Origin of the sequence: Bradyrhizobium sp. SYSU BS000235 (genome assembly GCF_049747295.1) — a bacterium.
Lineage (GTDB): Bacteria > Pseudomonadota > Alphaproteobacteria > Rhizobiales > Xanthobacteraceae > Afipia.
In genome coordinates this window covers 4,561,221-4,584,039 of sequence record NZ_JBMHJM010000001.1, presented here as the reverse complement: position 1 = coordinate 4,584,039, position 22,819 = coordinate 4,561,221, and the positions used below count along the sequence as shown (strand labels likewise).

Annotated in this window: 26 protein-coding genes; 6 read left to right on the top strand and 20 right to left on the bottom strand. The window is 59.4% G+C overall.

Annotation, left to right across the window (positions count from 1 at the left end; translation table 11 throughout):
* Nucleotides 1-6 precede the first annotated feature (6 nt).
* From ACP0KA_RS21445 to ACP0KA_RS21375, 15 genes are all read right to left on the bottom strand, one after another.
* Complete coding sequence (locus ACP0KA_RS21445) at nt 7-873, bottom strand: tail fiber domain-containing protein (protein ID WP_424630737.1); 867 nt, start codon at nt 871-873, stop codon at nt 7-9.
* Nucleotides 873-1,277, bottom strand: a complete 405-nt coding sequence (locus ACP0KA_RS21440; protein ID WP_424630736.1) for a hypothetical protein — start codon at nt 1,275-1,277, stop codon at nt 873-875. Before ACP0KA_RS21440 ends, ACP0KA_RS21445 begins: the two co-directional genes overlap by 1 nt.
* Nucleotides 1,267-1,575, bottom strand: coding sequence for a hypothetical protein (locus ACP0KA_RS21435; protein ID WP_424630735.1), 309 nt, complete (start codon nt 1,573-1,575; stop codon nt 1,267-1,269). Before ACP0KA_RS21435 ends, ACP0KA_RS21440 begins: the two co-directional genes overlap by 11 nt.
* Entirely contained in the window at nt 1,572-3,044 is a 1,473-nt protein-coding gene (locus tag ACP0KA_RS21430; RefSeq protein ID WP_424630734.1) for a hypothetical protein, read from the bottom strand. Before ACP0KA_RS21430 ends, ACP0KA_RS21435 begins: the two co-directional genes overlap by 4 nt.
* Nucleotides 3,045-3,377: 333 nt before the next feature.
* Nucleotides 3,378-3,947: an SGNH/GDSL hydrolase family protein gene (locus ACP0KA_RS21425; protein ID WP_424630733.1), complete on the bottom strand. Its 570-nt coding sequence runs from the start codon at nt 3,945-3,947 to the stop codon at nt 3,378-3,380.
* The gene (locus ACP0KA_RS21420) at nt 3,947-5,371 is read right to left on the bottom strand and encodes a hypothetical protein (protein ID WP_424630732.1); all 1,425 of its coding nucleotides are present in this window, start codon (nt 5,369-5,371) and stop codon (nt 3,947-3,949) included. Before ACP0KA_RS21420 ends, ACP0KA_RS21425 begins: the two co-directional genes overlap by 1 nt.
* Nucleotides 5,371-6,024, bottom strand: coding sequence for a phage adaptor protein (locus ACP0KA_RS21415; RefSeq protein ID WP_424630731.1), 654 nt, complete (start codon nt 6,022-6,024; stop codon nt 5,371-5,373). Before ACP0KA_RS21415 ends, ACP0KA_RS21420 begins: the two co-directional genes overlap by 1 nt.
* Entirely contained in the window at nt 6,021-6,350 is a 330-nt protein-coding gene (locus ACP0KA_RS21410; protein ID WP_424630730.1) for a hypothetical protein, read from the bottom strand. Before ACP0KA_RS21410 ends, ACP0KA_RS21415 begins: the two co-directional genes overlap by 4 nt.
* The gene (locus tag ACP0KA_RS21405; protein WP_424630729.1) at nt 6,347-6,643 is read right to left on the bottom strand and encodes a hypothetical protein; all 297 of its coding nucleotides are present in this window, start codon (nt 6,641-6,643) and stop codon (nt 6,347-6,349) included. The genes ACP0KA_RS21410 and ACP0KA_RS21405 overlap by 4 nt, the downstream gene beginning before the upstream one ends.
* Nucleotide 6,644: 1 nt before the next feature.
* Complete coding sequence (locus ACP0KA_RS21400) at nt 6,645-7,010, bottom strand: hypothetical protein (RefSeq protein WP_424630728.1); 366 nt, start codon at nt 7,008-7,010, stop codon at nt 6,645-6,647.
* Nucleotides 7,011-7,082: 72 nt separating this feature from the next.
* Nucleotides 7,083-8,042, bottom strand: coding sequence for a DUF5309 domain-containing protein (locus ACP0KA_RS21395; RefSeq protein WP_424630727.1), 960 nt, complete (start codon nt 8,040-8,042; stop codon nt 7,083-7,085).
* 516 nt (nt 8,043-8,558) lie between these two features.
* Nucleotides 8,559-8,858: a hypothetical protein gene (locus tag ACP0KA_RS21390; RefSeq protein ID WP_424630726.1), complete on the bottom strand. Its 300-nt coding sequence runs from the start codon at nt 8,856-8,858 to the stop codon at nt 8,559-8,561.
* Nucleotides 8,855-11,068 carry a portal protein gene (locus ACP0KA_RS21385; protein WP_424630725.1) on the bottom strand — a complete coding sequence of 738 codons (2,214 nt, stop codon included), beginning with the start codon at nt 11,066-11,068 and terminating at the stop codon, nt 8,855-8,857. The genes ACP0KA_RS21390 and ACP0KA_RS21385 overlap by 4 nt, the downstream gene beginning before the upstream one ends.
* Nucleotides 11,069-12,055 carry a hypothetical protein gene (locus ACP0KA_RS21380; protein ID WP_424630724.1) on the bottom strand — a complete coding sequence of 329 codons (987 nt, stop codon included), beginning with the start codon at nt 12,053-12,055 and terminating at the stop codon, nt 11,069-11,071.
* A 503-nt stretch (nt 12,056-12,558) separates the two neighbouring features.
* The gene (locus tag ACP0KA_RS21375) at nt 12,559-12,885 is read right to left on the bottom strand and encodes a hypothetical protein (RefSeq protein ID WP_424630723.1); all 327 of its coding nucleotides are present in this window, start codon (nt 12,883-12,885) and stop codon (nt 12,559-12,561) included.
* A 1,234-nt stretch (nt 12,886-14,119) separates the two neighbouring features.
* On the opposite strand from ACP0KA_RS21375, the gene ACP0KA_RS21370 reads away from it, so the two are divergent.
* Nucleotides 14,120-14,374 carry a PilZ domain-containing protein gene (locus ACP0KA_RS21370; protein WP_424630722.1) on the top strand — a complete coding sequence of 85 codons (255 nt, stop codon included), beginning with the start codon at nt 14,120-14,122 and terminating at the stop codon, nt 14,372-14,374.
* Between the two features lie 42 nt (nt 14,375-14,416).
* A complete protein-coding gene (locus ACP0KA_RS21365) occupies nt 14,417-14,767 on the top strand; it encodes a VanZ family protein (protein WP_424630721.1) in 351 nt (116 codons plus the stop codon).
* A gap of 74 nt (nt 14,768-14,841) precedes the next feature.
* Here the strand turns inward: ACP0KA_RS21365 and ACP0KA_RS21360 are convergent, their stop codons facing one another.
* Nucleotides 14,842-15,489, bottom strand: coding sequence for an HAD hydrolase-like protein (locus tag ACP0KA_RS21360; RefSeq protein ID WP_424630720.1), 648 nt, complete (start codon nt 15,487-15,489; stop codon nt 14,842-14,844).
* A 141-nt stretch (nt 15,490-15,630) separates the two neighbouring features.
* Entirely contained in the window at nt 15,631-16,707 is a 1,077-nt protein-coding gene (locus tag ACP0KA_RS21355; RefSeq protein ID WP_424630719.1) for an AI-2E family transporter, read from the bottom strand.
* 159 nt (nt 16,708-16,866) lie between these two features.
* On the opposite strand from ACP0KA_RS21355, the gene ACP0KA_RS21350 reads away from it, so the two are divergent.
* Entirely contained in the window at nt 16,867-17,136 is a 270-nt protein-coding gene (locus ACP0KA_RS21350; protein ID WP_424630718.1) for a hypothetical protein, read from the top strand.
* A gap of 28 nt (nt 17,137-17,164) precedes the next feature.
* On the opposite strand, the gene ACP0KA_RS21345 is transcribed toward ACP0KA_RS21350, so the two are convergent.
* Entirely contained in the window at nt 17,165-17,395 is a 231-nt protein-coding gene (locus ACP0KA_RS21345; RefSeq protein ID WP_424630717.1) for a hypothetical protein, read from the bottom strand.
* A gap of 483 nt (nt 17,396-17,878) precedes the next feature.
* On the opposite strand from ACP0KA_RS21345, the gene ACP0KA_RS21340 reads away from it, so the two are divergent.
* Nucleotides 17,879-18,679 carry a hypothetical protein gene (locus ACP0KA_RS21340; protein WP_424630716.1) on the top strand — a complete coding sequence of 267 codons (801 nt, stop codon included), beginning with the start codon at nt 17,879-17,881 and terminating at the stop codon, nt 18,677-18,679.
* Between the two features lie 99 nt (nt 18,680-18,778).
* Here the strand turns inward: ACP0KA_RS21340 and ACP0KA_RS21335 are convergent, their stop codons facing one another.
* Entirely contained in the window at nt 18,779-19,471 is a 693-nt protein-coding gene (locus ACP0KA_RS21335) for a type 1 glutamine amidotransferase domain-containing protein (protein ID WP_424630715.1), read from the bottom strand.
* A gap of 383 nt (nt 19,472-19,854) precedes the next feature.
* Here ACP0KA_RS21335 and ACP0KA_RS21330 point away from each other — a divergent pair, with 383 nt between their 5' ends.
* Together ACP0KA_RS21330 and ACP0KA_RS21325 are read left to right on the top strand one after the other, a co-directional pair.
* Nucleotides 19,855-20,910, top strand: coding sequence for an NAD(P)H-dependent flavin oxidoreductase (locus ACP0KA_RS21330; RefSeq protein WP_424631682.1), 1,056 nt, complete (start codon nt 19,855-19,857; stop codon nt 20,908-20,910).
* A gap of 196 nt (nt 20,911-21,106) precedes the next feature.
* On the top strand, nt 21,107-21,946 hold the full coding sequence (locus ACP0KA_RS21325; protein WP_424630714.1) for a Crp/Fnr family transcriptional regulator: 840 nt from the start codon (nt 21,107-21,109) through the stop codon (nt 21,944-21,946).
* Nucleotides 21,947-22,306: 360 nt separating this feature from the next.
* Here the strand turns inward: ACP0KA_RS21325 and ACP0KA_RS21320 are convergent, their stop codons facing one another.
* Nucleotides 22,307-22,789, bottom strand: a complete 483-nt coding sequence (locus tag ACP0KA_RS21320) for a phasin (protein ID WP_424630713.1) — start codon at nt 22,787-22,789, stop codon at nt 22,307-22,309.
* Nucleotides 22,790-22,819: the final 30 nt, after the last annotated feature.

The window sequence follows — 22,819 nt, the reverse complement described above, 5'->3', positions numbered from 1 at the left end:
TGCACCTTAACCGAACAGGAATTTCAGTGGGTTGACCAAATTGTTGATGCCCGTCGCGATCTTTCCGAACTGCTCCGCGCCGGACATCTGGCTCGTGGTCTCGCTGGTCCCGTTCGATTGTTGGCCGAGACCCGCGATTGGCACCCCGATCTGCGCCAGCAAGGCCAGCGTCTGCGCCGGCAGTTGCTGTTTGAGCTGTTCCAATTGCAGCAACTGTTGAGGCGTGTAGTTTTGCGCAGCGAGTGCGTCGTTCGCCGTCTGCACGCCCTGCTGTTGATTGGCGAGTGCCTGTTGCTGGAATCCGGCCTGCAGACCGGCATTGGTGTTGCCGGCGTTGTAAATCGCATCAGCCGCGGCCTTCTGGTTGGCGACATTCTGATTGTATTGTCCGGTGATAACCGGCGCGACGCCCTGGGCGACGCCTCTCGCCAGCGCCTGCACGTTGGCGCCGGAAAAATCCCGTCCCGCCGCAGCAAACTGGCCGTTGACACTGTTTGTGACATCATCCCTGATTGTATCGAGCCACGATCCCATGCCAGGGATCTTCGTCGGATCGAGATTGTCACCGTTCGCCGTTGACGCGAGACGAGCAACGTAATCCTGATACGCCTGGTTGACGTCACCGGACTGACCGGTCGCGTCGCCGCCGTTCAGCAGGTTCGTCGCGAGGTTTCCGATCTGCGCGGCATAGGGATTGCCGGCCTGCGCGTTCTGCTGAAGCTGGTTAATGGCACTCTGCGACGTTTGCGACAGCCCGCTGTTCGGAATGAGAGTGTTGAGCTGATCCAGAATGCCCTTGAGCGCGGGCTGAGCCGCCTCCCAAGGCTGCGTCTGGCTTTGCTGTGTGTTGGTCTGCTTGCTTTCACCGCCCATCAGAGTTCTTTCTCCAGGATGACGTTGCGGATGCGATAGCGTTCAAGCACACGCATCCAGCCTTTGCGTCCGAAGATGCGGACGCGCGAACAACCTTCTGCTTTCGCGTAGTCTTCAATCCGGCCGAGCAGGCCGAGCCAGCGGCGCATGTTCTCACCCCCGCACGCCGTCAGTACGCACACCGTCTCCGTATCGGTTTCGATCAGCGATGTCGTCGCGGCTGCTTCCACCGCGCTGCCGTTCCAGGCGATCCACAACAGACCGTCGCCATTCAGCACATCGAAGTCGATGTCCTGTGAATGCGAGAGATTGGTGCGGCGGATGGCCCGATGGATCAGATAGGAGACATGTGGCCAGAATTCGTGAACGCGATCGGGAGCAACACAGATCAGTTCAACCGACATTCACATATCCGAACGTGCGGTCTGTCGAGGCTGCACTTGCATGGGTCAACGTGAACGTGCCTGGCGCCGTCGCTATCACGTAAGTCGTCGCGAGTGCGGCCGCCGCATTCGCCGTCTTCGGCATCAGCAGCACGATGCTCTCGGGCCCGCAGGTCTGGTTGCTCACCGTCGTCGTGGTCTGTCCGGCGCGCAGCGTCACCTCGCCCACGGCGTTGGATCGCCCTTGCGCAAGCTGCTGCAGAGCGAACGCGAACTTGGTGAGATCCTTTTCGTTAGTCTGGACGATGGCGACGCTCATAGCGCTCCCGCCGCCACGATATCGGGTTCAATGCCGACATTGAACGACCATGCAGCACCCTCCGGGATGCGCGTCCTGAAACGGGAGTAGCGCGTTTCCTTGCGGAAGTCGCAGCGGCCGGTGCGCGGATTGATCAGCGCTTCCGGCGTGATGGTCACGCCTGCCTGCTGATTGTCGCGGAACGAGGCCATCCCGAAAACGTGCGCGGCATCGGTCACCGGACGAAAGCCTTTGATGAAGATGCGCGTGCCGTCCGTCCCCTGCTCCGGCGTCTCGAGCGTCGCCTCGAGGTTACCGCCACGAAAAAAGCCGAGCACATTTGCGGTGTCGAACTGGGAGATTTCCGGCGTCACGGAGGTCGCATAGCTGTCGAGTGAGGCCGACATGGCGTCGATCGAGGCGGATAGATCGTCGAGGGATTCCAGCGTCAGTCCCGTTTGCGAGATGCCGAGCAGATATTGCCCGCGCATCCTGATCGGAAAGAAACGATCCAGCGCGCGGTCGTAGCCAAGAATGGTATCGTATGAACCCGTTGCACCGTTCACCGATTTGTAAGCCCAGAACACCCGTGTACCGCGCGGATCGGCGGCGCCGATGAAGAGCTGCAGATTTCCCTTGTCGAGATTGGCGAAGAACGTGCGGTCGACGCGCTCGCGCCCGATCTGCTGCGGCAATCCGCCAGGCTCGATCTTGTAAAAGCCCTTCGCCGAATAAAAGAAGATCGCATCGCCCGAGCGGATCACGCTGTAAGGCGCGTAGAGCCCCTGATCCTGCGTCACGCGCTCGATCTGAAAGATCACCGGTGAACCGGGCGCATAGATCATGCGGCGGATGGCCTGGTCCTGAAAGATGGTGCCGTATTCACCGCCTGCCACACCGCGCACAATGCCGCCGTCCGGCAGATCCTGGAAGTCGCACGAATTAACGCCGCTGGTCCATGAATTCGCGGAATTGACGTCGTTCAATCCCGACCATTGAATGCGATAAGGCGCGGACAACAGGCCGGACAACACCAGAAAGCGCCCCACCACTTCGATGTAAGCCGCCTGCGGCGGCTCGCCTTGCGCGTCCTCGAATTGCGTCGATGACGACAGATTGAACACCTGCAGCACGTTGTTGGCCTGGGTCGCGAACACCAGATTGTTGAACTGGGCGAAGCGCCATTGCGCCGTCCCGCTCAGTGCGGAATATGTCCCGCCGCCCTTTGAGGCATCGACCCAGGCAAACGTGGTGTTGTCGAAAATATAAAGCTTGTCTTCCGTGCCGGCGAAAGTGGCGACCGTTCCGTCACCTTTCAAAGCATAGAAGGCACCGCGGCACATGCCAGGCAAGACTGCGCTGTAGCTCGTGAAATCAGGAAACGGCCCATAGCCATCGCCTTGCGGCAGCACGTTGAGAATGTTCTTCGTCGTCGCGCCCTCGTAGTCCGACACATCCGGGCGATATTCACCGTATTTGATCAGCGGCATGGGTCACTCATCGTAGTTGCGCGTCCATGGTTCGTTTTGTGGGACTGCCGGCGTCCAAATGTCGGCTTGCTTTGGCTTCTCAACCCAGCCTTCCGAAACGTCAGCGGCGTCGTTAAACCAGGCCACGTCGAAAGCTTCAGGATCGAAATCTGAGGAAAAGGCGTGAGGGGACCGGCCCATTTATTGACTCCCATTGGCCACCCCCCCGAAACCGCGCATTTTTCCTGCACATGCGACGCGAGATGCAGAGGTATCAACAGCCTTAAAGCCAAGTTTTTTATCCGGAGGAGCAGTGTCGGAGGGCGACAGAAGGATCGTGAGACGGTCCCGGCACTAGCTAAGAAACGGCGATAAGCTTGAAACAATATTTGGAAGCAGAACGTCCAATATCGCAGACCGAGAAGGATGAACGCCATCAGCGAGCATCTGACCCGAAGTTGGAGCTCCCCACACTGGATAGTTGTCGATCAGGCCTACGCCCTTATCCGAGGCGACATCCCGTAAGCCCTGATAGTAATTCTCAACGTGTGGGATGAGTGATAGTCCAGGAGCGATTACTGGATTCATAGTCATCAAAAATATGATGGTATCGGGTGAACCACTCGCAATGACATCGACGATCGCGCCTATATTCCCCTTGAAAGTACCAACGCTGATATCGAGCGAGGTGAGCGCGTCATTCATCGCGTACTCTATGACAGCCAGATCAGGCCTCATGTTTACAACACGCTGGACGTCATCAAGCCCCATTTGGGAGGTTCGGCCTGGCGCACCTAGATCAAAGTTGCGTAATTCAGAAGGACAGCCAACCTGTAAACGGTTAATGGCGTCAGCTTGCCACCCAGCTGACGGAACGCCACTCGTTAAGCTCGTTCCAGAGAAGGCGATGGTTTTGTATTGCATTATTGATACTCGTCTCGCAAATCAAACCAGCCCTGCAGAACGAAGAACATGAGTGGGCTTGCAAAAGCGCTCCCCGTATAAAATTGAGCTGATGCGCTGCTCCACACTTCGGCAACGGTTGAAATCGATCCTATCAATGGGTCTTTATAAATAATGCCCGTGAGTGCATTAACGGTGGATGGAACACCAAGATCGGGATCGCGCATCATGGCATAACCACTACCGCCGGACGTGCTCCCGGACACGATAAGTAACAGGGCGCGCAACTTCACTCCTAGCGGAAGCTGAGTTGCGGTGGTAAGCGCGATCGGCCCTGCGGATGGTATCGTTTGCGATGCTGGGGCCTTTAACGTGATATAGCCGCCATTCTGGATATATCCGTAGATATTCCCGCTGCTATCCGTTTTGATTGACGCAATCCTTCGCTTCTTCGCATATCCGCTTGGCATGACAGGATTCGTTGGCGACGTACTAAACAGTGCATCGATCGATCCATCCGAAGTCTTGCGGATTAGAAAGATATGATAACTTGTATTGTTAGCTTTTGAGCCAGTGTCCAGTCCGCCCTGATTGGTGCCAGCAACCCACGCGGCGTCGAGGCGCTTTGTAATCCCGCTCGCAAGAACTAAATCGTAAGTGTTCGTCGTGTCGCGCGCGCTACCAACTCCGATATCGATGTCGTTATTCGCATCGCTGGCATTGTTCGCTGTGTTGAGGCCTTGAATGGTGCCGAGGAATGTACCGCCCGTGCCGGACGGGGTGCTGTAGTGGCCCGTCCCATCCAGGAACTTCGTCGCATCGTTTGGGAGCTGAGGCGCGAGCCCTTTTGCCGACGTGGTGACGACGTTCAGAGCTGAGGTGACCTGCGCCGCCGTGAGATCAGATGGCACAGCAACCGATCCGGATACATTTCCCTTGATCGTTCCGGTCGCCATTGTGGCGAGTTCGGAATTCGCGACAGCCGTGCCAACCGACCACCCGTCCACCCCTGTTCGCCGGGCGACGCCTGTTCCTGAAAGCGCCGCGATCGCAGTGAGGTCAGCATCAAGCGGTTGTTTCGCAGCTAACGCGGCCTGCGTTGCGCCCTCAAACGCATCAAGCGCCGTCTGCGCCGCATCGGAGATCGGCTTGTCGGCGTCGCTCGTATTGTCCACCTGATCGAGACCAACATCGTCCTTGGTCATGCCAGTCGGAGAATTGATCTGCGGCGCATTTAAAGTTGCGCCATCAGTCAGAACGATTGCCCCTTCACCAATCAGCGACTTGTGGGACAACTGGTCCAAGGTCGTATCATGCGCCTGAACATCCGATCCGATGTCCAGACCCTCGACGACATGGTCTTCATCCCAATGGTTGCCATAGACCCGCGTGGGATCGCTTCCCTGGGACTTGCCGGAGACTTTCCTGTGCGACACGCGAACCATTATGGCGTTGCTCCGCTCACGCGCGCGGTCATGGGGCCTGCGTTGTAGGCCTGATCGCGCGCGAGTTGATTGACACTGTCGAGTGCGTATTTGAAACCGGCGGCCCAGGTGGAAAGACGCTCGTCTTCCTTGATGTAAGGCGCGGTCTCCAGCAGCGCGCCGTAAAGATAGATGTCCGGTGACGTGGTCAGCAGCCAGTTCGACGGATTTCCGTTCGATAATGCGGGAATATTCGCCCGATAGACCATCTCCAGCGTGTAGGTCATATCTGGGGTGCGGATCAGCTCCAACTCGTCGCCGAAGATAGTGAAGAATTGCGGGCGCCCGGGCGCGTTGCCTGAGCGGGTACGAAATTCATCCGCCTGCCGGCCGTTCATGAACTCAAGACGAGGCTTTTGATCGAGGCTCGACAGCCGCACACGCCGCATGGTCTGAAAATCCCCGGGCAATGTGATGAATTCGGGCTCAGCGCTTTCCATGTTAACGGTCGCGGTCGCCCTCAATTCCATCTTGTTGGAGCGCAAGTCGCGATTGAGCTTTGCCTCACACAACCGAATGAAATCCGGTACGCGCGCAAGAATGGCGACGTCAGTCTCGCGGCCGAGCCACTCGGCGATGGCCACTTGCAGATCGGCATAGTTTGCAAGACTCACGATATCCCTCCCCGCCAGCCCGCCTGGATGGACGGCGCATCCACGCGCAGGAACAGCCAGTCAGGATCCTGCAGCTTGCGCGCAATCAGCCGGTCGAATTCCGGTGTGAACAGGCGCAAATTGACGTTGCCGCGCTCGTATTCCTCGTTCAGCCACTGCTCGAGGAAGATATTGGGGATGCGCGCCACATGCCGTCCCCAGTCGCTTGCCTGGGGCAATGCTGCCGCCTGCTTGTTGGCTTCAATGATGTCCTCCACATCCTGCGAGCGCTGGAACGTGAAGCTCTTCGCGCTCGCATCGATGTGGAGGGAGGTGTGAACGCTCATTGCAGTTCCGTCACCCACAGGGTGCCTGCCGTCGCGGTGTTGCTGCCGCCGGTGGCGGCCTTGATGACTGAGATCCGCTGACCTGGCGTCACAGTGACGAAGGTCTCCCAGTTTGCGGGCAGATAGGGATCGGCGACGGTGGCGGTTTGCGCGCCGTCGCCGATCCGGACATGACAGGCTGAATTCGACACCAGCCTGATACGATAAGTCTGCGGTCCGAACGCATTGGCGATGGCCGCGGATGCGTCATACCCGATGGTTTGCGTGACGCCGATGCGAGATGAATCTGTCATGTCAGGCAATCCGGATGTCGGCAAAGAAGGTCGTGGGAACGGTGCCGGAGCCGGCGCCGTCGGAGACGAACTCGATGCTGTCGTTCTCGTTGACGGTGTTGCCGCCTGCGGGAACGACAGTGTCGACGTCGCCGGCTGCTGCGCCGGTGAACGCGATGGTCCAGCCGCCGCCGGTGACAGCTGCGCCGTTGATCCTGGTCGTAATGGCATTGTCGGCCGTGGTCACCGCCGCGTGAGTAACGGAGCCCATCTTCATCACCCTGCCGCGGCACGGCGCGGCGGTGAAAGTACTGCCCGGCGTAGAGCAATCGGCCATGTGCGCGAACACACGGATGATGTCGAGCGGGCGTGGATTAGCGAGAGCCATGGAAAGCCTCCAAAAAGAATGGGCGACCCGAAGGCCGCCCAGAAGATTCAGGGAGAATTGCAGGGAGACGCGTTATGCGGCGGTGTTGTCGAACACGCCGCCGGACGCCTTCTCATTGCGGGCTTCCAGCGCGTATTCGCTCAAGAGTTGCGCCCGCTCGCTGTCGCCGGTCTTGGCCAGCGGCACGGCCAACATCTTGCGGCTGTTGAGGTGCGCCACGGCCCACATATCGTCCTGCAGGACGAGCACGTCGCGCGGACGAACCTGACGGCTCGGCGCCACCTTCAGAACGCCGAAGTCGGATTCGTAAACGTCGACCGACGCCACGATCTTCTTCGAGCGCGCATCCTCCATCGGCGTGGAGCGGCCGGTGAAGGTCGAGAACTGCTGCTTGTTGAAGCCGCCGCACATGATGACGTTCGGCTTGCCGCCATTGGTCCAGCACGACTGCAGAACGGTCTTCAGCCGCGCCTCGGTGAAGGCCACCTGCGTGCCGTCGGTGCGGGTGCCGGTGCCGTTCGCCGCCGCCGGGTCCGCCGCAGTGCCCGTGCCCCTCGACGTATTGGTCTTCAGCCAGGAGAGAACCGAAGCGGTTTTACGCGCGGTGGCATCGTCACCGACCAGCTTGGCCTGGTTGGTGCCGCATAGAATGGCATCGATGTCGAGCTTCAGCGCCAGGCCTTTCAGCATCTTCTGATAACCCATCTCGTCGCCCCGGCCGGCATGCTCGACCGCCTGCTGCGTACCGGAGACGCGCGCCACCTTGTCCGAGATCTGACAGATGTTGCCGAGCCGAACTGTCGGCACGGTGGTGTCGGTCGTGGCGTCGTCACCCTCGAGCACCGCGTTTGCGGTATCCCGGCTGTCGAGCGCCTGCGTCTGCCATTCGTGATTGACGGCGGAGGCCTTCACCTTCGCGCACATGGTGAAGAACGGCGTGTCGGTCGGATCGATGCGGAAGATTTCATCCGACAGGTCTTCGCGGTTGCCGACCGCTTCATAGGTGGCAAAGGTATTGGATGGCATAGCCATGGATGTATTTCCTTCTCTTGCCGGACAGCATCCCGCACGCACGAATGCATCGCTGGCGTTCCCGGCGTTAAGTTGAGACGTTGTGAAGCTCTTGGACTGTTCGCGACGCGCTAGAGCGTTTTCAAGCGAAGTGGGTACCGGTTCGCGTGAAGAAAACGCGTCAGAAATTAAGGGCTACGCATCGCATGGCCCCCTCACCTGCACAGGGTCAACTGACCTCGTGCCGTGAGTGGCTTCGTGGTGACTTAGGCGAACGATCGCATGGCCTTGCTGTCATGCATCGCGGAGGTCTCCGCGTCACGGTCGAGTTCGATCCACGGTTCGTTGCTTCGTCCAAGACCTCGGACGATCCGGGGAACCGCTACAGCGCCGGGCCGTTGTCCTGCGTCTCACCGGGAGCTTCCATCGCTCTCAATATAAGAGTAATCGGAAAGGGCGGCGTCAGCCTTCCTGGCTAAACTGATTGAAATCCGCGGCTGCCACGGAGGCGCCTGCGGTGAAATTCATGTCGCGCACTTACACAATCCCAAACCGCTTCCGCCGTTCGGCATCCCGCGCCAGCTCGTCGAGCTGTTTCGCGGCGACATGACCGTTGGCCACGACGCCCGCGAGATGCGCACGGACCTTGCCGACCACGTTCACGGCGATGAACAGCTGCTCGCGACCGCGCTCGTCATCGATATGGGTTGCGCGCCAGCGCTCGATGTAGGCGGCTTCAAGGGCGGTGAACGCTTCATTGAGCAGCTCGTTGTCGAGAAGCGTTTTTGCCCGCGCACCGCGCGACATCTCGTTGTTGGTTTTGATTTCATCGATCACGTGTCGGCTCCGTCGTGCGGGTTGCGCGCCATCCCCCGCTGATGCGCCTCGGCGCCGATAGCCGGGTTGAAGAGCCCCTGCGCCATGGCATGCTCATGCATCTGGCGGGCGTGCTCCATGCGCTGTTCGTGCTCGCGATCCCTACGCGCTTCCTCACGGTTGAATTTCTCGCGCTCGAGTTCGGCTTCCAGCAGCGCCAGCTCGCGCTTGAGCGCAAAGTCCCGCTCGGTCTGCGCCATTTCGGCCCGGCTCTTGTCGCGCTGGGTCTCGATGTCGGCCTGCGCCTGGACGCTCTCGATCTGCGCCTTGCGCTGATCGGCCTTCTCATCCAGCGCCGCCTTCATCTGCAGTCCGGCCATCACAGGATCAGGCTTCTGTGATGAGGCCTGCGCCATCGCCTTGCCTTCCGGCGAATCAGGATCGGTCATGTAGGGGCTGACATCCTTGAGATCGATGACCTTGCACAGCTCTTTCGCCGCATTGAAGATGTTCTTCGGCGTGACCACCGGCAGCCCGCCCACCAACGCTTCCTTCTGCAGGTTCATCAGCATCGTGAGATTGGCCGCTCGCTCCTGTCGCGTGCCGGAACCGAGCCCGACTTTCACCGTCATGTCGTTCCGGGTCTTCCAGCCGCGCGGATCGATCGGCGCCCACTGCTTGCGTAATTCGACGGTGTCGATCTGGGTGGCATGCTTGCGGATGATGCCATGCAGCAGCAGAAACAGATCGCGAATGCCGGTCTCGGCGAAGATGCGTGCGATCAGTTTCATCCGGGCCTGGGCCGCGCTGTAACCTTGTGCCGATGCGGTGGCCGACACATTCTGTAGCGAGTTGGCGTCGATGCCCTGCCCCTGCCGCGTCACGCCGGTGCGCCACTCGCGTGTGGCGTCCATGTATTCGATCACCGGCAGCACATCGCCGGCAATGGCCGGATGCTTGAACGGCTCCACGGCGCCTTGGCCCTTGGCACGGATGATGCCGCCGGGCCGCGCCACCAGAAGATCGTCGATGGTGTTCTCGCTGGCGAGCCCTTCATAGACGATGGTGCGTGGATTGTTCGCCAGATACTGCGCATCCAGCATCGCGCGCACCAGCGCGGTCTTGATTCGCTGGATGTCCATCACCAGGTCCGCGATGGAGCGGCCGAAGAAGCGATGGGTGACGATCACCGGCGTCATGGCCGCAAACGGCATCACGTCCACTTGTTCGATGTCCTCGCGACCGTCTTTCAGAAGAATCTCCTCCAGGCCACCGCCAGTCGTCACCTTGTAGAGACAGGCCCGTCCGTTGCCCTCATAATCCATGCGGATGTAGTGCTCGACCACCTCGATGATGCGCGAGCCGGAATTGGTGCTGCTGTCGGCCCAATATTCCTCGTCGACGCTGTCGCGGCTCAATTCCTCGGTGTTGGATGAATTGCCATAGGTCTGCAGCGCCTTCACCTGCGCGGCATCATAGCCTTGCTCGATCAGCTTGGCCTCGGTGAGCGTCACGATCTTGTGGAAGCAGTAGTTACTGGAGGCGATCGAGCGCGCGTTGCGTTCGATGCCGAATTCTTCCGGAGGAACGCCTTCAACGCGCGCCTGCTCGAACTTGCGCGTGGTCACGATGGTGACGTCATGGGTGACGATCACCGACGGCCGGCCGGTGGCCGGATTGACCGGACCGGGATTTTCCTTCCGGGTATGCGCCTCGATGGCAAGCGCGCCGTCGCTTTGCAGCACCGCCTGCGCCAGCAGTGCGAAAGCGTCGTCGGACTGGTCCAGATAGGTCTCGCGCTCTTCCTCGGTGCGCGTTTCCCACCAGGCCTTCACCACGCCCACCTTCTGCAGCAACGCATCCTTTATGAAGGAATACAGGATCAGAAATCCCGGGTTGCGCTGCATGAAGATGTGGTTGACGTAATCAGTCTCCTGCTCGGCGGCGGCGACGTCCTCCGCGCTCACCGGATTGAAGCAGACAATTTCATCCGAGCCGCAGAAAATCTCCATCAGGCTCGGCATCAGGCCTTCGATGGTGTCCGCCACATCGGTGGAGACGGCGCTGGAGCGGCCTTCGAGCTGCGGCATGTCCTTGCGCATATCGCCGAGATAATAGTCCATCGCGGCGGCGCGCTCGATGGACAGCCTTGCCGACGACGTTGCAGCCAGCGCATCGGCCTTCTCCGCCGCAAGCATCGCCTGCAGCGTGGATACGGACATTTTTGCCATTTAAGCGATGCCTTGCCGTGGATAGTTGATGGGACGGCTGAACGATGAAGGCGCGACAGGCTTGGCGAACGTCAGCACCACCGCATCCCATTCATCGGGACTGAGCGCATCGCGCCGCCGCATGTCTTCCTTCTTCTCTAGTACCAACCGCGTGTTGCTGTCGTATTTGTAAGTCGGCCCACATGCGTCGGCCTGCAGGCTGTCGCTGTCCGGGATTTGGGCGCCGGAGGGATCTTCCAGCCATTCCTTCGATTTCATCCACATCTCCGCGCGCCGGTTCAGCGGCCCGCCGCTGGGCCTGCCACGCTCATCGAGGGGCGGCGGCTCGTAGGGCGCGGCACCGAAATTCACCGCCTCGACAATCGAGGCGTAAGGCTCGCCCATGTGCCGGATCTGGTCGAACACGCCTGCACCCACCCCTCCGACATCGATAAACATCTTCACGGGCTTGTCGCGATCGATCACAGCCTTGGCCCAGCCCGCGCCCTGGACAGTGTCGAGCTTCTGCTTCGTGTCCACTTTCAGCACACGCCGCCCGCGCCGCCACGCCATCGCGTGACGATCGCTGCCCATCCATGCCGGATCGTAACCGATCACCAGCGGGCCCGACGCCTCGCATTGCGCTTTGCGCGCACGCGCGATCAGCGCGGGCGGGATGAAGCTGTCATGTCCAGACATCTGGAATGCTTCGGCGGCGGTCGCCGGATATTCCTGCTTGAATAGCACCGGGTCTTTCAGCTCGATGATCTTGTGCCGCCGCCAGCACATCTGCTCATGGTCGAGGCCGTAGAACGACGCATACTCGCTTTCTTCCTCGTCCAGCATGAAATCCAGCGGCGGCGCCTTGCGGTACTCCTGCTGCCAGAACCACGGGATGAAGATCGCGATGTAATCGCTCTTGCCGGTCTCGGCATCGCGCCACTTGCGATGAAAGAAATTGCCGACGCCGTTGGCCGCTTTCCAGAATGATCTCGGTGCCAGGTTCATCCGAAACCGCCTGCAGCACGCCGGCAGCATGCGTGTCCGCGTGCGGCCAGAAGCCGACCTCGGAGCCGTGAAACAATTGCAATGTCGATGACCGCCCCACGCCCTTGGTACCGGCGGTGCCGACCTTATAAGCGCTGTCGAGCATGTCGAAATTCAATTCCTTGGCATTGGCCAATCCGGTCGACGGCTTCACCAGTGGATGGCAGTGCTGATGATAGCGGGTCACCATCTCGAACAGGTTCTGCGTTGCCGCGTCCTCATGCGTGAGGATGAAGGCTCGCAGGCCCCGGCCGTGCGAGACGCGGTGATAGTAACGCCCCTCTACATAGGTCGAGCAGCCCTGCTGCCGACCTTTCAGGATCAGCGCACGGACCTTCCCGGTCGCCGCCTTCTGCGTTTCCAGCTCCGCGTGAACGTGAAGCTGGGCGCGATTCAGGATCAACGGCTCGATCCTGCCGGACTTCGACCTGATCTTCAGGCATTTCGACGCGTAGTACGGGAAATCATCGCGAAGTCTTTCGCGAATTCGTCTTTCGCGCGTCGTCAAGTTCATTCAACGCGTCCTCGTGGCGCATGACCATCTCGCCGGAGTGCTTCACGCCGGACAGCCGCGCATGCAGATACGGCGCGGCCGCCTTGGCCGCGTCCATCCGGTCCACTTGCGATTGGGTCTTGTCGCGCAGGATCGAAAGCATGTAATCGACAGGCGAGAGATCCCTGATCGCCCTGCGGACGTTCGTTACACGAGCATTGGAACCGGTCTGAGCCGCGGCTGTCTTGCCAGTGCTCGTCTTACGCGCCGCGCCTTTTCGTGCTCCACGCTGCGCCATTTTTTGAATTCATCTCCAAACAAAAAGCGCCCGGCGGGATGTCCGTCGGGCGCAACTTGTCACGATCCACTTACGCCAATAGGCCATTTGCCCACTGGCGTAAACGCAAACTGCAATGCACGCCGTTGGATAATGTGAAAACACATCGCGGAAAAAAAAGAGCGCGACGTGAAGCGCGCTTCATCGACCCCGTTGAGTCGCCATGTTCAGGCACGATCAGGACTTCATCTCAAAACAAAAGCGCCCGCCAGGATGTCCGTCGGGCGCAACTTGTCACGATCCACTTACGCCAATAGGCCATTTGCCCACTCGCGTAAATACGAACTGCACAGCACGCCGTTGAATAACGTGAAAACGGATCACTGTGAAAGATTAGCGCGCGCGAATGTGAAACGCGTGCATCACACGACGTGTCATATGATGCTGTTATGTTCGTTGCCGTATACGCGAGAGACCGATGGATGACGATATCGTCATGCGCTTCCGTTTATTCTTTATTGATCATCAGCGAATTATCGCACGCGATTCGTGTGCGCGCGGCTTGCCACCCACTCGGACGCGCCAAACTCCTGCCAATTTTTCCCGCTGTTTTCCACTCCAAGCACCCAGTTAAGAAGAGGCGCGTTGTTGGAAATCCCTGATCAACGTTTCGAAGCGTTTCCCGACCCTTGTGATAACTGGATCGTCTGGGACAACGATGAGGACAATTTCGCAGAAGTGGGCACACAGTACCTGACCTCTCTTTCGGAGAGCACGGCGCGTTCGTTCTGCAGTCTTCTGAATCGACTGCTGCCACGGCGGATCGACCAAGATCAGCGAAGCAGCCAGTCAGAACACACTATCTCCGAACGAACATAACGCAGCGACAGCAGCGCAATGATTGGCGCACAACCGCCATCAGTGCTCGGCTATCCGGTCGCGCCCGTGCTGCGACCCAAGCGGAGATACAAACGCCGCTGGTTCCAATCCGATCCTGAGTGGAACAACGCCAGTGTGCTCTGGCCGCTACAGACTCCGCCAACGCCGCATGTTTTGATGTTGCATTAAACGAACGTAATGATTTTACAGCAGCGACGTTGTCTTCGCTCGGATCTCAGCCAGCCTGTCGGCTGGCTCTTTCTTTCTCATTTCTCGTGCACGCTTCTCTTGCGGTCGCGCCGGTCCAAAATGCAGATCGTTAAAATTTGATTGAATATGCCGCGCCTCAATTAAGCCTGATATGCGCAGGTAAACCATGCTTAAACCCAAGCCAAAACGGAATGGCCGTCGGATGATCCGCCACATCGATGCGTGGATCTCGCCGGACCGTGAACAGAGGACCGAATGTAAAATCGTCGACCTGTCCGCCCATGGCGCAAAGCTCGTCGTCCCTCGCGAAAGCGCGGTGCCTCGTACGTTTACCCTGCGATGGAACGCCGCACCATCCGGCAAGCACTGTCAGATGGTTTGGCGCAACGGATCGATGACCGGCGTCAAGTTTCTCGACTGAGCCGACACCCGCCACCGCAATCACACACACCACCGATACTGGATGCCTCAAAAAATATTTCGCCTGCTCGCCTGGTGTTCGCTTCTCGCGATATTCCTGTTTACCGATGCACCCATCTGGCTGCGTCCGGTCACACATTTTTCCCCGAACATCGAACGGTTCGCGGCACTCTTCGTCGTTGCCGCTCTGTTCGTTGTCGCCTATCCGAAGAAAGCGATGCTCATCACAGGTTTCCTCATCTGCGCCGTTGGCCTGTTCGAGGCGCTGCAGATGCTGTTCGCTGGACGGCATGCCGAACTGCATGATGTCGCCGTCAAGGATGCGGGCGTGCTCGCAGGCGTGTGGCTTGGCAGCCTGCTGAGCGATCTCTCGCAGGTGTTCAAGACGGCCTAGATTCGTGTTTTGACGCGTTTTCTTCACGCGAACCGGTAGCTACTTCGCCGGTAGCCACTTCGCTCGAAAGCGCTTTAGACCAACCTGCAAATATCTTCGATGCTGGCGAATGTCAGGGCGGGCGATGTCTTTGCCAGCGCCGCGGGCGTGGCGTAGCCCCAGCTCACCGCACCAAACGCGATCCCTGCCTTCTGCGCCGCCTCGGCATCCCTCACCTCGTCACCAATCGAAATCGCGTCCGATGCCGGAATGCCGGTGCGTTTGAGCACGGCCTTGTATTTAGCCGCCTTGCCGAACAACGATGCGCCGCAATCGAAGTGCGCTATGTGTTGCGTAGCCTCACCCAGCGCTGCGCGTACATTGTCCTCACTGTCGGAAGAGACCATGGCGGTGACGACACCGGACTCCGAAAACTGACGCAGCATGCGGTCGACGCCGGCGAACAGCGGAATGTCCTTGAGGCGCTCCGTCTTCATGCGCCGCATGTCCCGGGCAATTGCTGGAATCTTCCAGAACGGCACTTCGAGAAACTCCACGAGCTCCCGCGAGCCCTTGCCGCGCATCTCTTCTACCTCATGAGGCGCGACATGGCGAAAGCCGTGCATTCCCGCCACGTCGTTCACCACGCTAAGAAACCACGGAAAGCTGTCGAGTAGCGTGCCGTCGAGATCGAAGATCACAAGCTTGTATTTGCGTATGTTTGGAGAAATCGTGGCGGGCATAGGTGATTGATACGAGGCACGAGAACACCGATCAACCGGTCAGGCTGCCGCAGCCCCGCAATTTTGCGTCATGCGCCTTGGCGGACACAGTTTCGCGCGCTGATCCAGGCATGAGCACCTCAAGTGCGCGATCGAAAGATCTTACCCTTCATCCAGTGGCACCTGCCGTGACGCGGCGAAGTTCTCCCACGCCACCATGAACATCGCTGCGATCACGGGGCCGATGACGAAGCCGTTCAAGCCAAACACCTGGATGCCACCGAGCGTCGACAGCAGAACGACGTAGTCCGGCAACTTGGTGTCTTTCCCGACCAGGAAAGGCCGCAGAAGATTGTCAACGAGACCGATGACGAGCACGCCCCAGACGATGAGGAACACGCCCTGCCATATCGAACCGGTGGCGAGGAAGTAAATCGCGACCGGTATCCATACGATGCCGGCGCCGATCGCAGGCAGCAGCGACAGGAAAGTCATCAGCACCGCCCACAAGAGTGGTGCACGGACGCCGAGAAACCAGAACGCCAATCCGCCAAGCGCGCCCTGCACGATCGCCACAAGGATCCCACCCTTCACCGTGGCGCGCACCACCACAGCGAACCTGGAGAACAGCACGGACTTTTGATCCTCGCGCAACGGAATGGCGCGCTTCAGGCGATCCGCGAGATACGCGCCATCGCGCAGCAGGAAGAACAGCAGATACAGCATGATGCCGAGGCCGAGCAGAAAGTCGAACGTGTTCAGCCCGATGCTGAGCGCTTGCGGCGCCAGCACCTGCCCGCCCTTCATCAGGCCGGACGACAGGTTCTCTCGGAGTGCGGAAAAATCCGAGAGATTGATACGCTCCAGCAAGCCTCTGATCCACTCGGGCAAGGCGCTGAACACCTGCTGCACATAGCTGCCGAAATTGACCTCCCCGGATTGCACCTTGGCATAGAGTGCGGTGGCTTCGCGAACCAATGAGGCGGTGACCATTGCAAGCGGCAAGATCACGATTGCCGTGATGAAGAGCACAGCGATCGAGGCAGCCAGGCTTGGCCTTTCAGTGAACCCCAGCAGCCGCCGGTAAAGCGGCGCAAAGATCACCGCCCCCACGATTGCCCAGAGGATCGCGCCGTAGAACGGTTGCAGAATCCAGCCGAATGCAAGGGTGACAATGACGACCAGCAAGAGAAAGGTGGTATCCTCGAAGCCGCGCCGCTCGCCGGTTTCTCTGGTCATCGCAAGGCTCCCGCCGATCTATTGATCTGGGCGCGCAGAAGCGCCCACGCCATTGTCTCGGCTGCCTTCTCGCCGCGTCTGACGCACGGAACATGCCCGGCTCGCCGACGTTTTCTCACAGCGATCAACATCCATACCGCATGTGAGAGGATACCACTGATGCCGGACTTCCCAGATCCGCCCTTTATCTACGAAGGCGCGGACAACATTCCCGGCGAGCAGCCGAGAGCACTCCCCGGCGATAAATCGGGAGTTGCATCGGTGAGTGAGTCGGTGTCGCGTGCTATCCATGCACTTCAAAATGCGATCCACACTGCAAGGCAGCCGGGAATGCCGCTCAGCATTCTCAGCAATGTTGCACGGGAAGCCCCACTCGGTTCGTTGCTGGTAGCTTTTGTCCTTGGGATTGCAGTCGGCCGGCGACGCTAGCGCATGGCGCAGGCTTCACCCACGTCGCTCATACTGATCGCTCGGAAACCCGCGTCCCTGGGATGTCAGGACGGCGCTTCATTCCATTGCGCAGGTAGGTCAACCCGCTGACCGCCAGCCGGTTGGCGTCCTCCTCGCCGTCCGCATTCAGCTTCTCGATGTAGCCGGTCAATTCGACCCGCTTCTCATCCAGATCATCCTTCGTCAGACCGTGCATCATGCCGAAGGTGTTGAGACAACGTTCCACAATGTCATTCATCCAGCCGCCTTTCCTTCCAATGGAGAGGGAACGCGGGCCACGCAGTTTTGTTCCATTTTGCGCTCTGCGTGGGTTCCGAAGCACAACCTGAAATATAGGTACAAACAAACGAAGGAGCGACGTCGCGCCGAGCGCTGGCACAGCATTGCCGGCCCTTCCGATGCTCTTGGAAGCCTTACGCTTTTTCAGCAGGCGCACAAAAGCGGCAATGTTCGGGGGATGAGTCGCGTCGAAAGTCTGTAAAAATAGGCATGAAATAGAGTTCGAGCACAAAGCTGTCCGCTGCGATTCCGCACAGGTACCGCACGCATTGACTTTTTACTGCCCTCGAAAACAAAACGATTCCATCTATCGTGGGCCTCTATAAAGCTTTCGTTAGCCAATCCCTGATACAACTTATGCACGAATAGGAGAGCGGGTCTAGAATCGCAGGAAGCGATCTCTGGTCCTCGCCATCGACGACAGGGATCAGGAAGAAAAGCCATGGTCAGCGCCGTTTCCAGCCAAACCGCCACACTGAATCTTCTCGCCTCTACAGCGCAAGCGGATGACGACGCTACCAAGCAGGCAGCGCCTGACGTCACCGCGTACGACGCAGATCGTGGCCCCGCCACGCAGGTGTCATTGTCGCAGGAGGCGCTAGATAAGTTGATTGCTGACCACAAGCAGAATCCCGACGCCGCGCGGCAAACAATGGATGCATTTACGCAGCCCTCCGAACAGCGCAGCGGGTCCTCCGCTGAGCAAGCTCAGGATTCGATTGCCAAGGCTTTCGCAAGTAAGTTGCAGGAGGTCGCGGACCGCCGCGGAATTACAGTGCCGGAAGGGCAAAGCCTTGATTCCGCGTATTTGTCCGATCAAATCAAGCTGCAAGGTTTCCTCCGCTTCTTTGAGGGGCAAAAAGACCAGCTCGCAGCACGGCAGACTGAATACGACCGGCTCTCGAGTATGAAACCTGTGCCTCAGCAGGAATTAACCGGCAAAGCCAAGGATGCCGCCCTGGAATTGCTGAGCAGCCGTGGCTATGTAGCCCCCGGTCCCAACCATTCGATAGGTTTCGCAGTCGGCAACCTCTACTATCACTTCTATGGTGACGACGGCTCGGTTAAGACCAACGAGATCGGCGTGCCAACATCGGAGGCCGAGAAGCAGACGGGGCTAGCTACGCTTAACCGACTGATCCAATTCTCACAGCAAGATGTGAGCGATATCGCTTCTCTGCGCGGTGACGAACTGAATAGGCGGATCGATGATCTTTATCGTCAGCTCGGGCCATCATCCTGACGCTGACTGGACTTGAAACACGCGACGCAAAATGCGCAGGAACATCCTCCTGCGCATTTCTTCTCGGTGACCGGGATTAAGCGCCCGATCGCATCGCGCTTAAGCCTTCGCGCCACTCGCCAGACGCTCGAGCAAAGCCTTCGCCGCGGGGCCGGATGATGCAGGATTTTGTCCGGTGATGAGAAGACCATCGGTGACGACATAAGGTTGCCAGTCGGCCACCTTGGAGAAGATGCCGCCCGTTGCCTTCAGCTCGTCTTCGACGAGGAACGGCACCACCTTGGTCAGGCCCACCGCCTCTTCCTCGGTGTCTGTGAAGCCGGTGACCTTCTTACCGTTGACCAGCGGCTTGCCGTCCTGGCCCTTCACGTGACGCAGCGCGCCGGGCGCGTGACAGACCAGCGCGATAGGCTTGCCGGCAGCGATCATGTCTTCGAGCAGCTTGGCCGAATTTTTATCTTCGGCGAGATCCCACATCGGGCCATGTCCGCCGGGATAAAACACCGTGTCGAAGTCTTTGGCGTTCACGGTGTCGAGACGCACCGTCGAAGCCAATTGCTTCTTCGCATCCGCATCGGCTTCGAACCGCCGCGTGAGGTCGGTCTGGAAATTCGGCTCATTGCTCTTCGGGTCCAGCGGCGGCTGGCCACCTTTCGGTGAAGCGAGCGTGATCTCGACGCCTGCATCCTTAAAGGCGTAGTAAGGCGCGGCCAGCTCTTCCAGCCAGAATCCGGTTTTCTTGCCGGTGTCGCCGAGCTTGTCGTGGGACGTGAGAACCATCAGGATTTTCATAACGAACTCCTTTCAGTTGATTGCGACGTATGGATAGCAGCACGGCCGCGCCTAGTGATCGATGCGGTGACAGGCTTTTGAGACGACGCGCCAGCCTTCGTTGAAGCCCAGCAGCACGAGATTGTCGCTTGGCAAGGATGTCGAACGGCGTGAAGTCGCAGGTGCATATTAGTTCGAAATAAGATCTGGCGGCATCCCTCGTCTGGCGAAGCTCCTTGCCGGAAGCTTCCGCGAGGCCCAGCGCAGTGGAAATAGTCTCCTGAAACGTCAGCAGTCTCCCCGTCCCCGAATGGAAAGCAGCTTGCCGCGCGGGAGGACATTTCGGTATGAATGAACGAGGGTTCCTCGCTGTTCCCGATGCAATGAACGATGGAAAGAAAGCCATGAGCAACTGGCAGGACAATCGCATCACGCGCCTTTTCGGAATCGACCTCCCCATCATCCAGGCCCCCATGGCCGGCGCCACCACTCCCGAAATGGTGATCGCAACCAGCGAAGCCGGCGGATTGGGCTCGCTACCCGGCGCAATGCTGTCGATCGAACAGATGAAGGCGTCGCTCGACCAGATCCGCAAGGCAACCAAGAAGCCGATCAACCTGAACTTCTTTGCTCATACTTCCCCGAAAACGGACCCCGCCGGCCAGATGGCGTGGCGCGCGGCACTCGCACCCTACTTTGTCGAGCATGGGCTGGATCCCGCGGCGCCTGTGCCGACGACGGGCCGCGCACCATTCGACGCGGAATATTGCGCTGTGGTCGAGGCGTACCGCCCCGAGGTTGTAAGTTTTCATTTTGGCCTCCCCGAGGCCGCGCTGCTCGACCGCGTCAAGCGCACCGGCGCGAAAATCATTGCCTCCGCCACGACGGTTGCTGAAGCAAAGTGGTTGGCCGAGCGCGGCATCGATGCGGTGATCGCCATGGGCTATGAAGCCGGCGGCCATCGCGGCAACTTCCTCACCAACGACATGTCTACCCAGGTCGGGACAATCGCGTTAGTGCCGCAGATTGTCGATGCGATCGATCTGCCGGTGGTCGCAGCGGGCGGCATCGGCGATCCGCGCGGCGTCCGCGCGGCCTTCGCGCTCGGCGCATCGGGCGTGCAGGTGGGCACCGCCTATCTGCTCACGCCGGAAGCGAAGGTCACCGCTTATCATCGCGAAGCGCTGAAGGTTGGACGCGACGACGGCACCGCACTGACCAATCTTTTCACCGGGCGGCCCGCACGCAGCGTTCTCAACCGCCTGATGCGCGAAATCGGCCCGCTCTCGGATAAGGCGCCGGCCTTTCCCACCGCCGGCAGCGCGCTCGCGCCGCTCCGTGCCGTGACGGAGAAAGCGAACTCCTCAGACTTCAGCAATATGTGGTCAGGCCAGGCCGCCGGTCTGGTCCGCGAAATGTCGAGTGCGCAGCTCACGCGCTATCTGATGGAAGGTAACTGACGCCCCACGCGCCTGAGTTGAAGTGACGTCGGACGCCCCGCGGTAGTTCATCTGGCGTGGGGCGGTAATATTCAACCCGCCAAGCGCGGCCAACGGAACCTTATGCGATAAAGCCTGTTTCGATCCCAGGCGCAATCATTTCGCGCCAGATATAGTTTGTGAGAGCCACGCATCCGTCGAGGGAAGGAGCTTTCCCATGATGGAACACAAGCTGGGTAACCGCCTCCTCGCTGCTTTACCGCCGGCAGAATTTGATTTGCTTGCGCCTCACTTCCGGAAGGTAACCCTTGAACGCGGCAGCATACTGGTCCGATCGGGAGACCGGGTTGAGCAAATCTACTTTCCTCGCAGCGGCGCTATTTCTTTCATGCAGGACATGCCGGACGGCCAAACCGTCGCCACAGCGATGATGGGCAATGAAGGCGCCGTTGGTATTCTGTTGGCGCTCGGCCCCTCCCGCTCGCCGATCACGGCGGTGGTGCACTCGCCCGGCACCGCGCTGCAAATATCTCCGGCGCGCTTCTTTTCGACGTTCAGCCACAGCCCTGCCCTGAGACATGCGGTCCAGATGCATACGATCGCGCTGATGGTACAATTCCAGCATGTCGCCGCCTGCAATGCACTCCACTCGGTTGAATCGCGCTTGGCCCGCTGGTTGCTCCACATCCACGATCGCGTTCACCACAACCAGCTGCCGCTGACGCAAGAGGTGCTCTCCGAATTGATTGGTGCACGTCGGCCGACCGTCACGCAAGCCGTATGTAAGCTACGGAAATCTGGCGCGATCCGGTCCAATCAGCGCGGTTTGATCGAGATCGATAGGCCAATGCTCGAGGCTTCGACCTGCAACTGCTACGGTGTTATGCGCCGCGAAATCGATCGAATTCTTTCACCTGAAGCGATGAAATCCCGCTGGGCTGCCCAGCCAGCCCACAAGACTGCACGCCCGCCCGAGCGGCCTCACGCACCGGCGGATGAAAAAACGGGATACTCGCGACCGCAGGGCGTACCCGGCCACCGGCCGCGAGGTCATTGAGGGGGTGAGGGATCGCAAAGCGGACTCTGTGTCGCGCTCAGCAAGTCCCCGGCGCTAGCCGTGCGCGCGGTTCGTAAACCCACGCTTCTCTGGCGAACCATTCGTGATTGGTTTGGCAGATTGAGCAATAAGTGCGTGCGAAAAACACCGCACTGCATCGAAATCGGTCCCGGTCCGCTTTGAGACCTGTCGAGATTTCGTGTCCCGTCTGCGGGCATTTGATCATAACGACGCCCATCCTGATGCTCCCTGTTTTCGCGTCTGTAGCGACGACGCTTTCATTCCCAGCCCTCGGCTGGACCGTACCTCTTCTTGCCGGAGGCGCTTGGTCCAGCCGCTCTTGGTGGTCTCCGAAATGATTCAGGAAACTGGTTGCAGGACTTTGGTGAAGCTCTTCTTGATGGGCTCGGCTGTCTCCGCTGCGGCTCTTTGGGCCAACTCCCAAAGCTCCCTGTTTTGTGCGGATGCGATTTCGAGATTCTTGCGGCCTTGAGTGGCCGAGAGGTTCATGATGTCCGATAGCGACTTCGTGGCCATCAGGCCATTGAGAAAATCGAAAGCAGACTGAGTGTTGACGGTCGAGATCTCGATAACCTTGGCTCCGTAGTCTGCTGCGCCCTTTGCATTACTCGCATAGGCTTCCCGCAGACTGTCGGCGATCTCTTCTGAGGCAGCCTTCATCTTGTCGCAGTTTTCCCTCACCCGCCCGACGTTCTGTTCGGCGAGCCCGCGAAAAATTCCTGGTAGCGGGAAAAGCGATAAGTCGAAGCCTTGCCCATTGGTTCGGAGATTTGCATTCGGCTGAGTGCCATTCACGTCGACGTTCAAAGCAGAATCGTTCACAGGTCATCATCCTTTTTCAAACAAAACGCC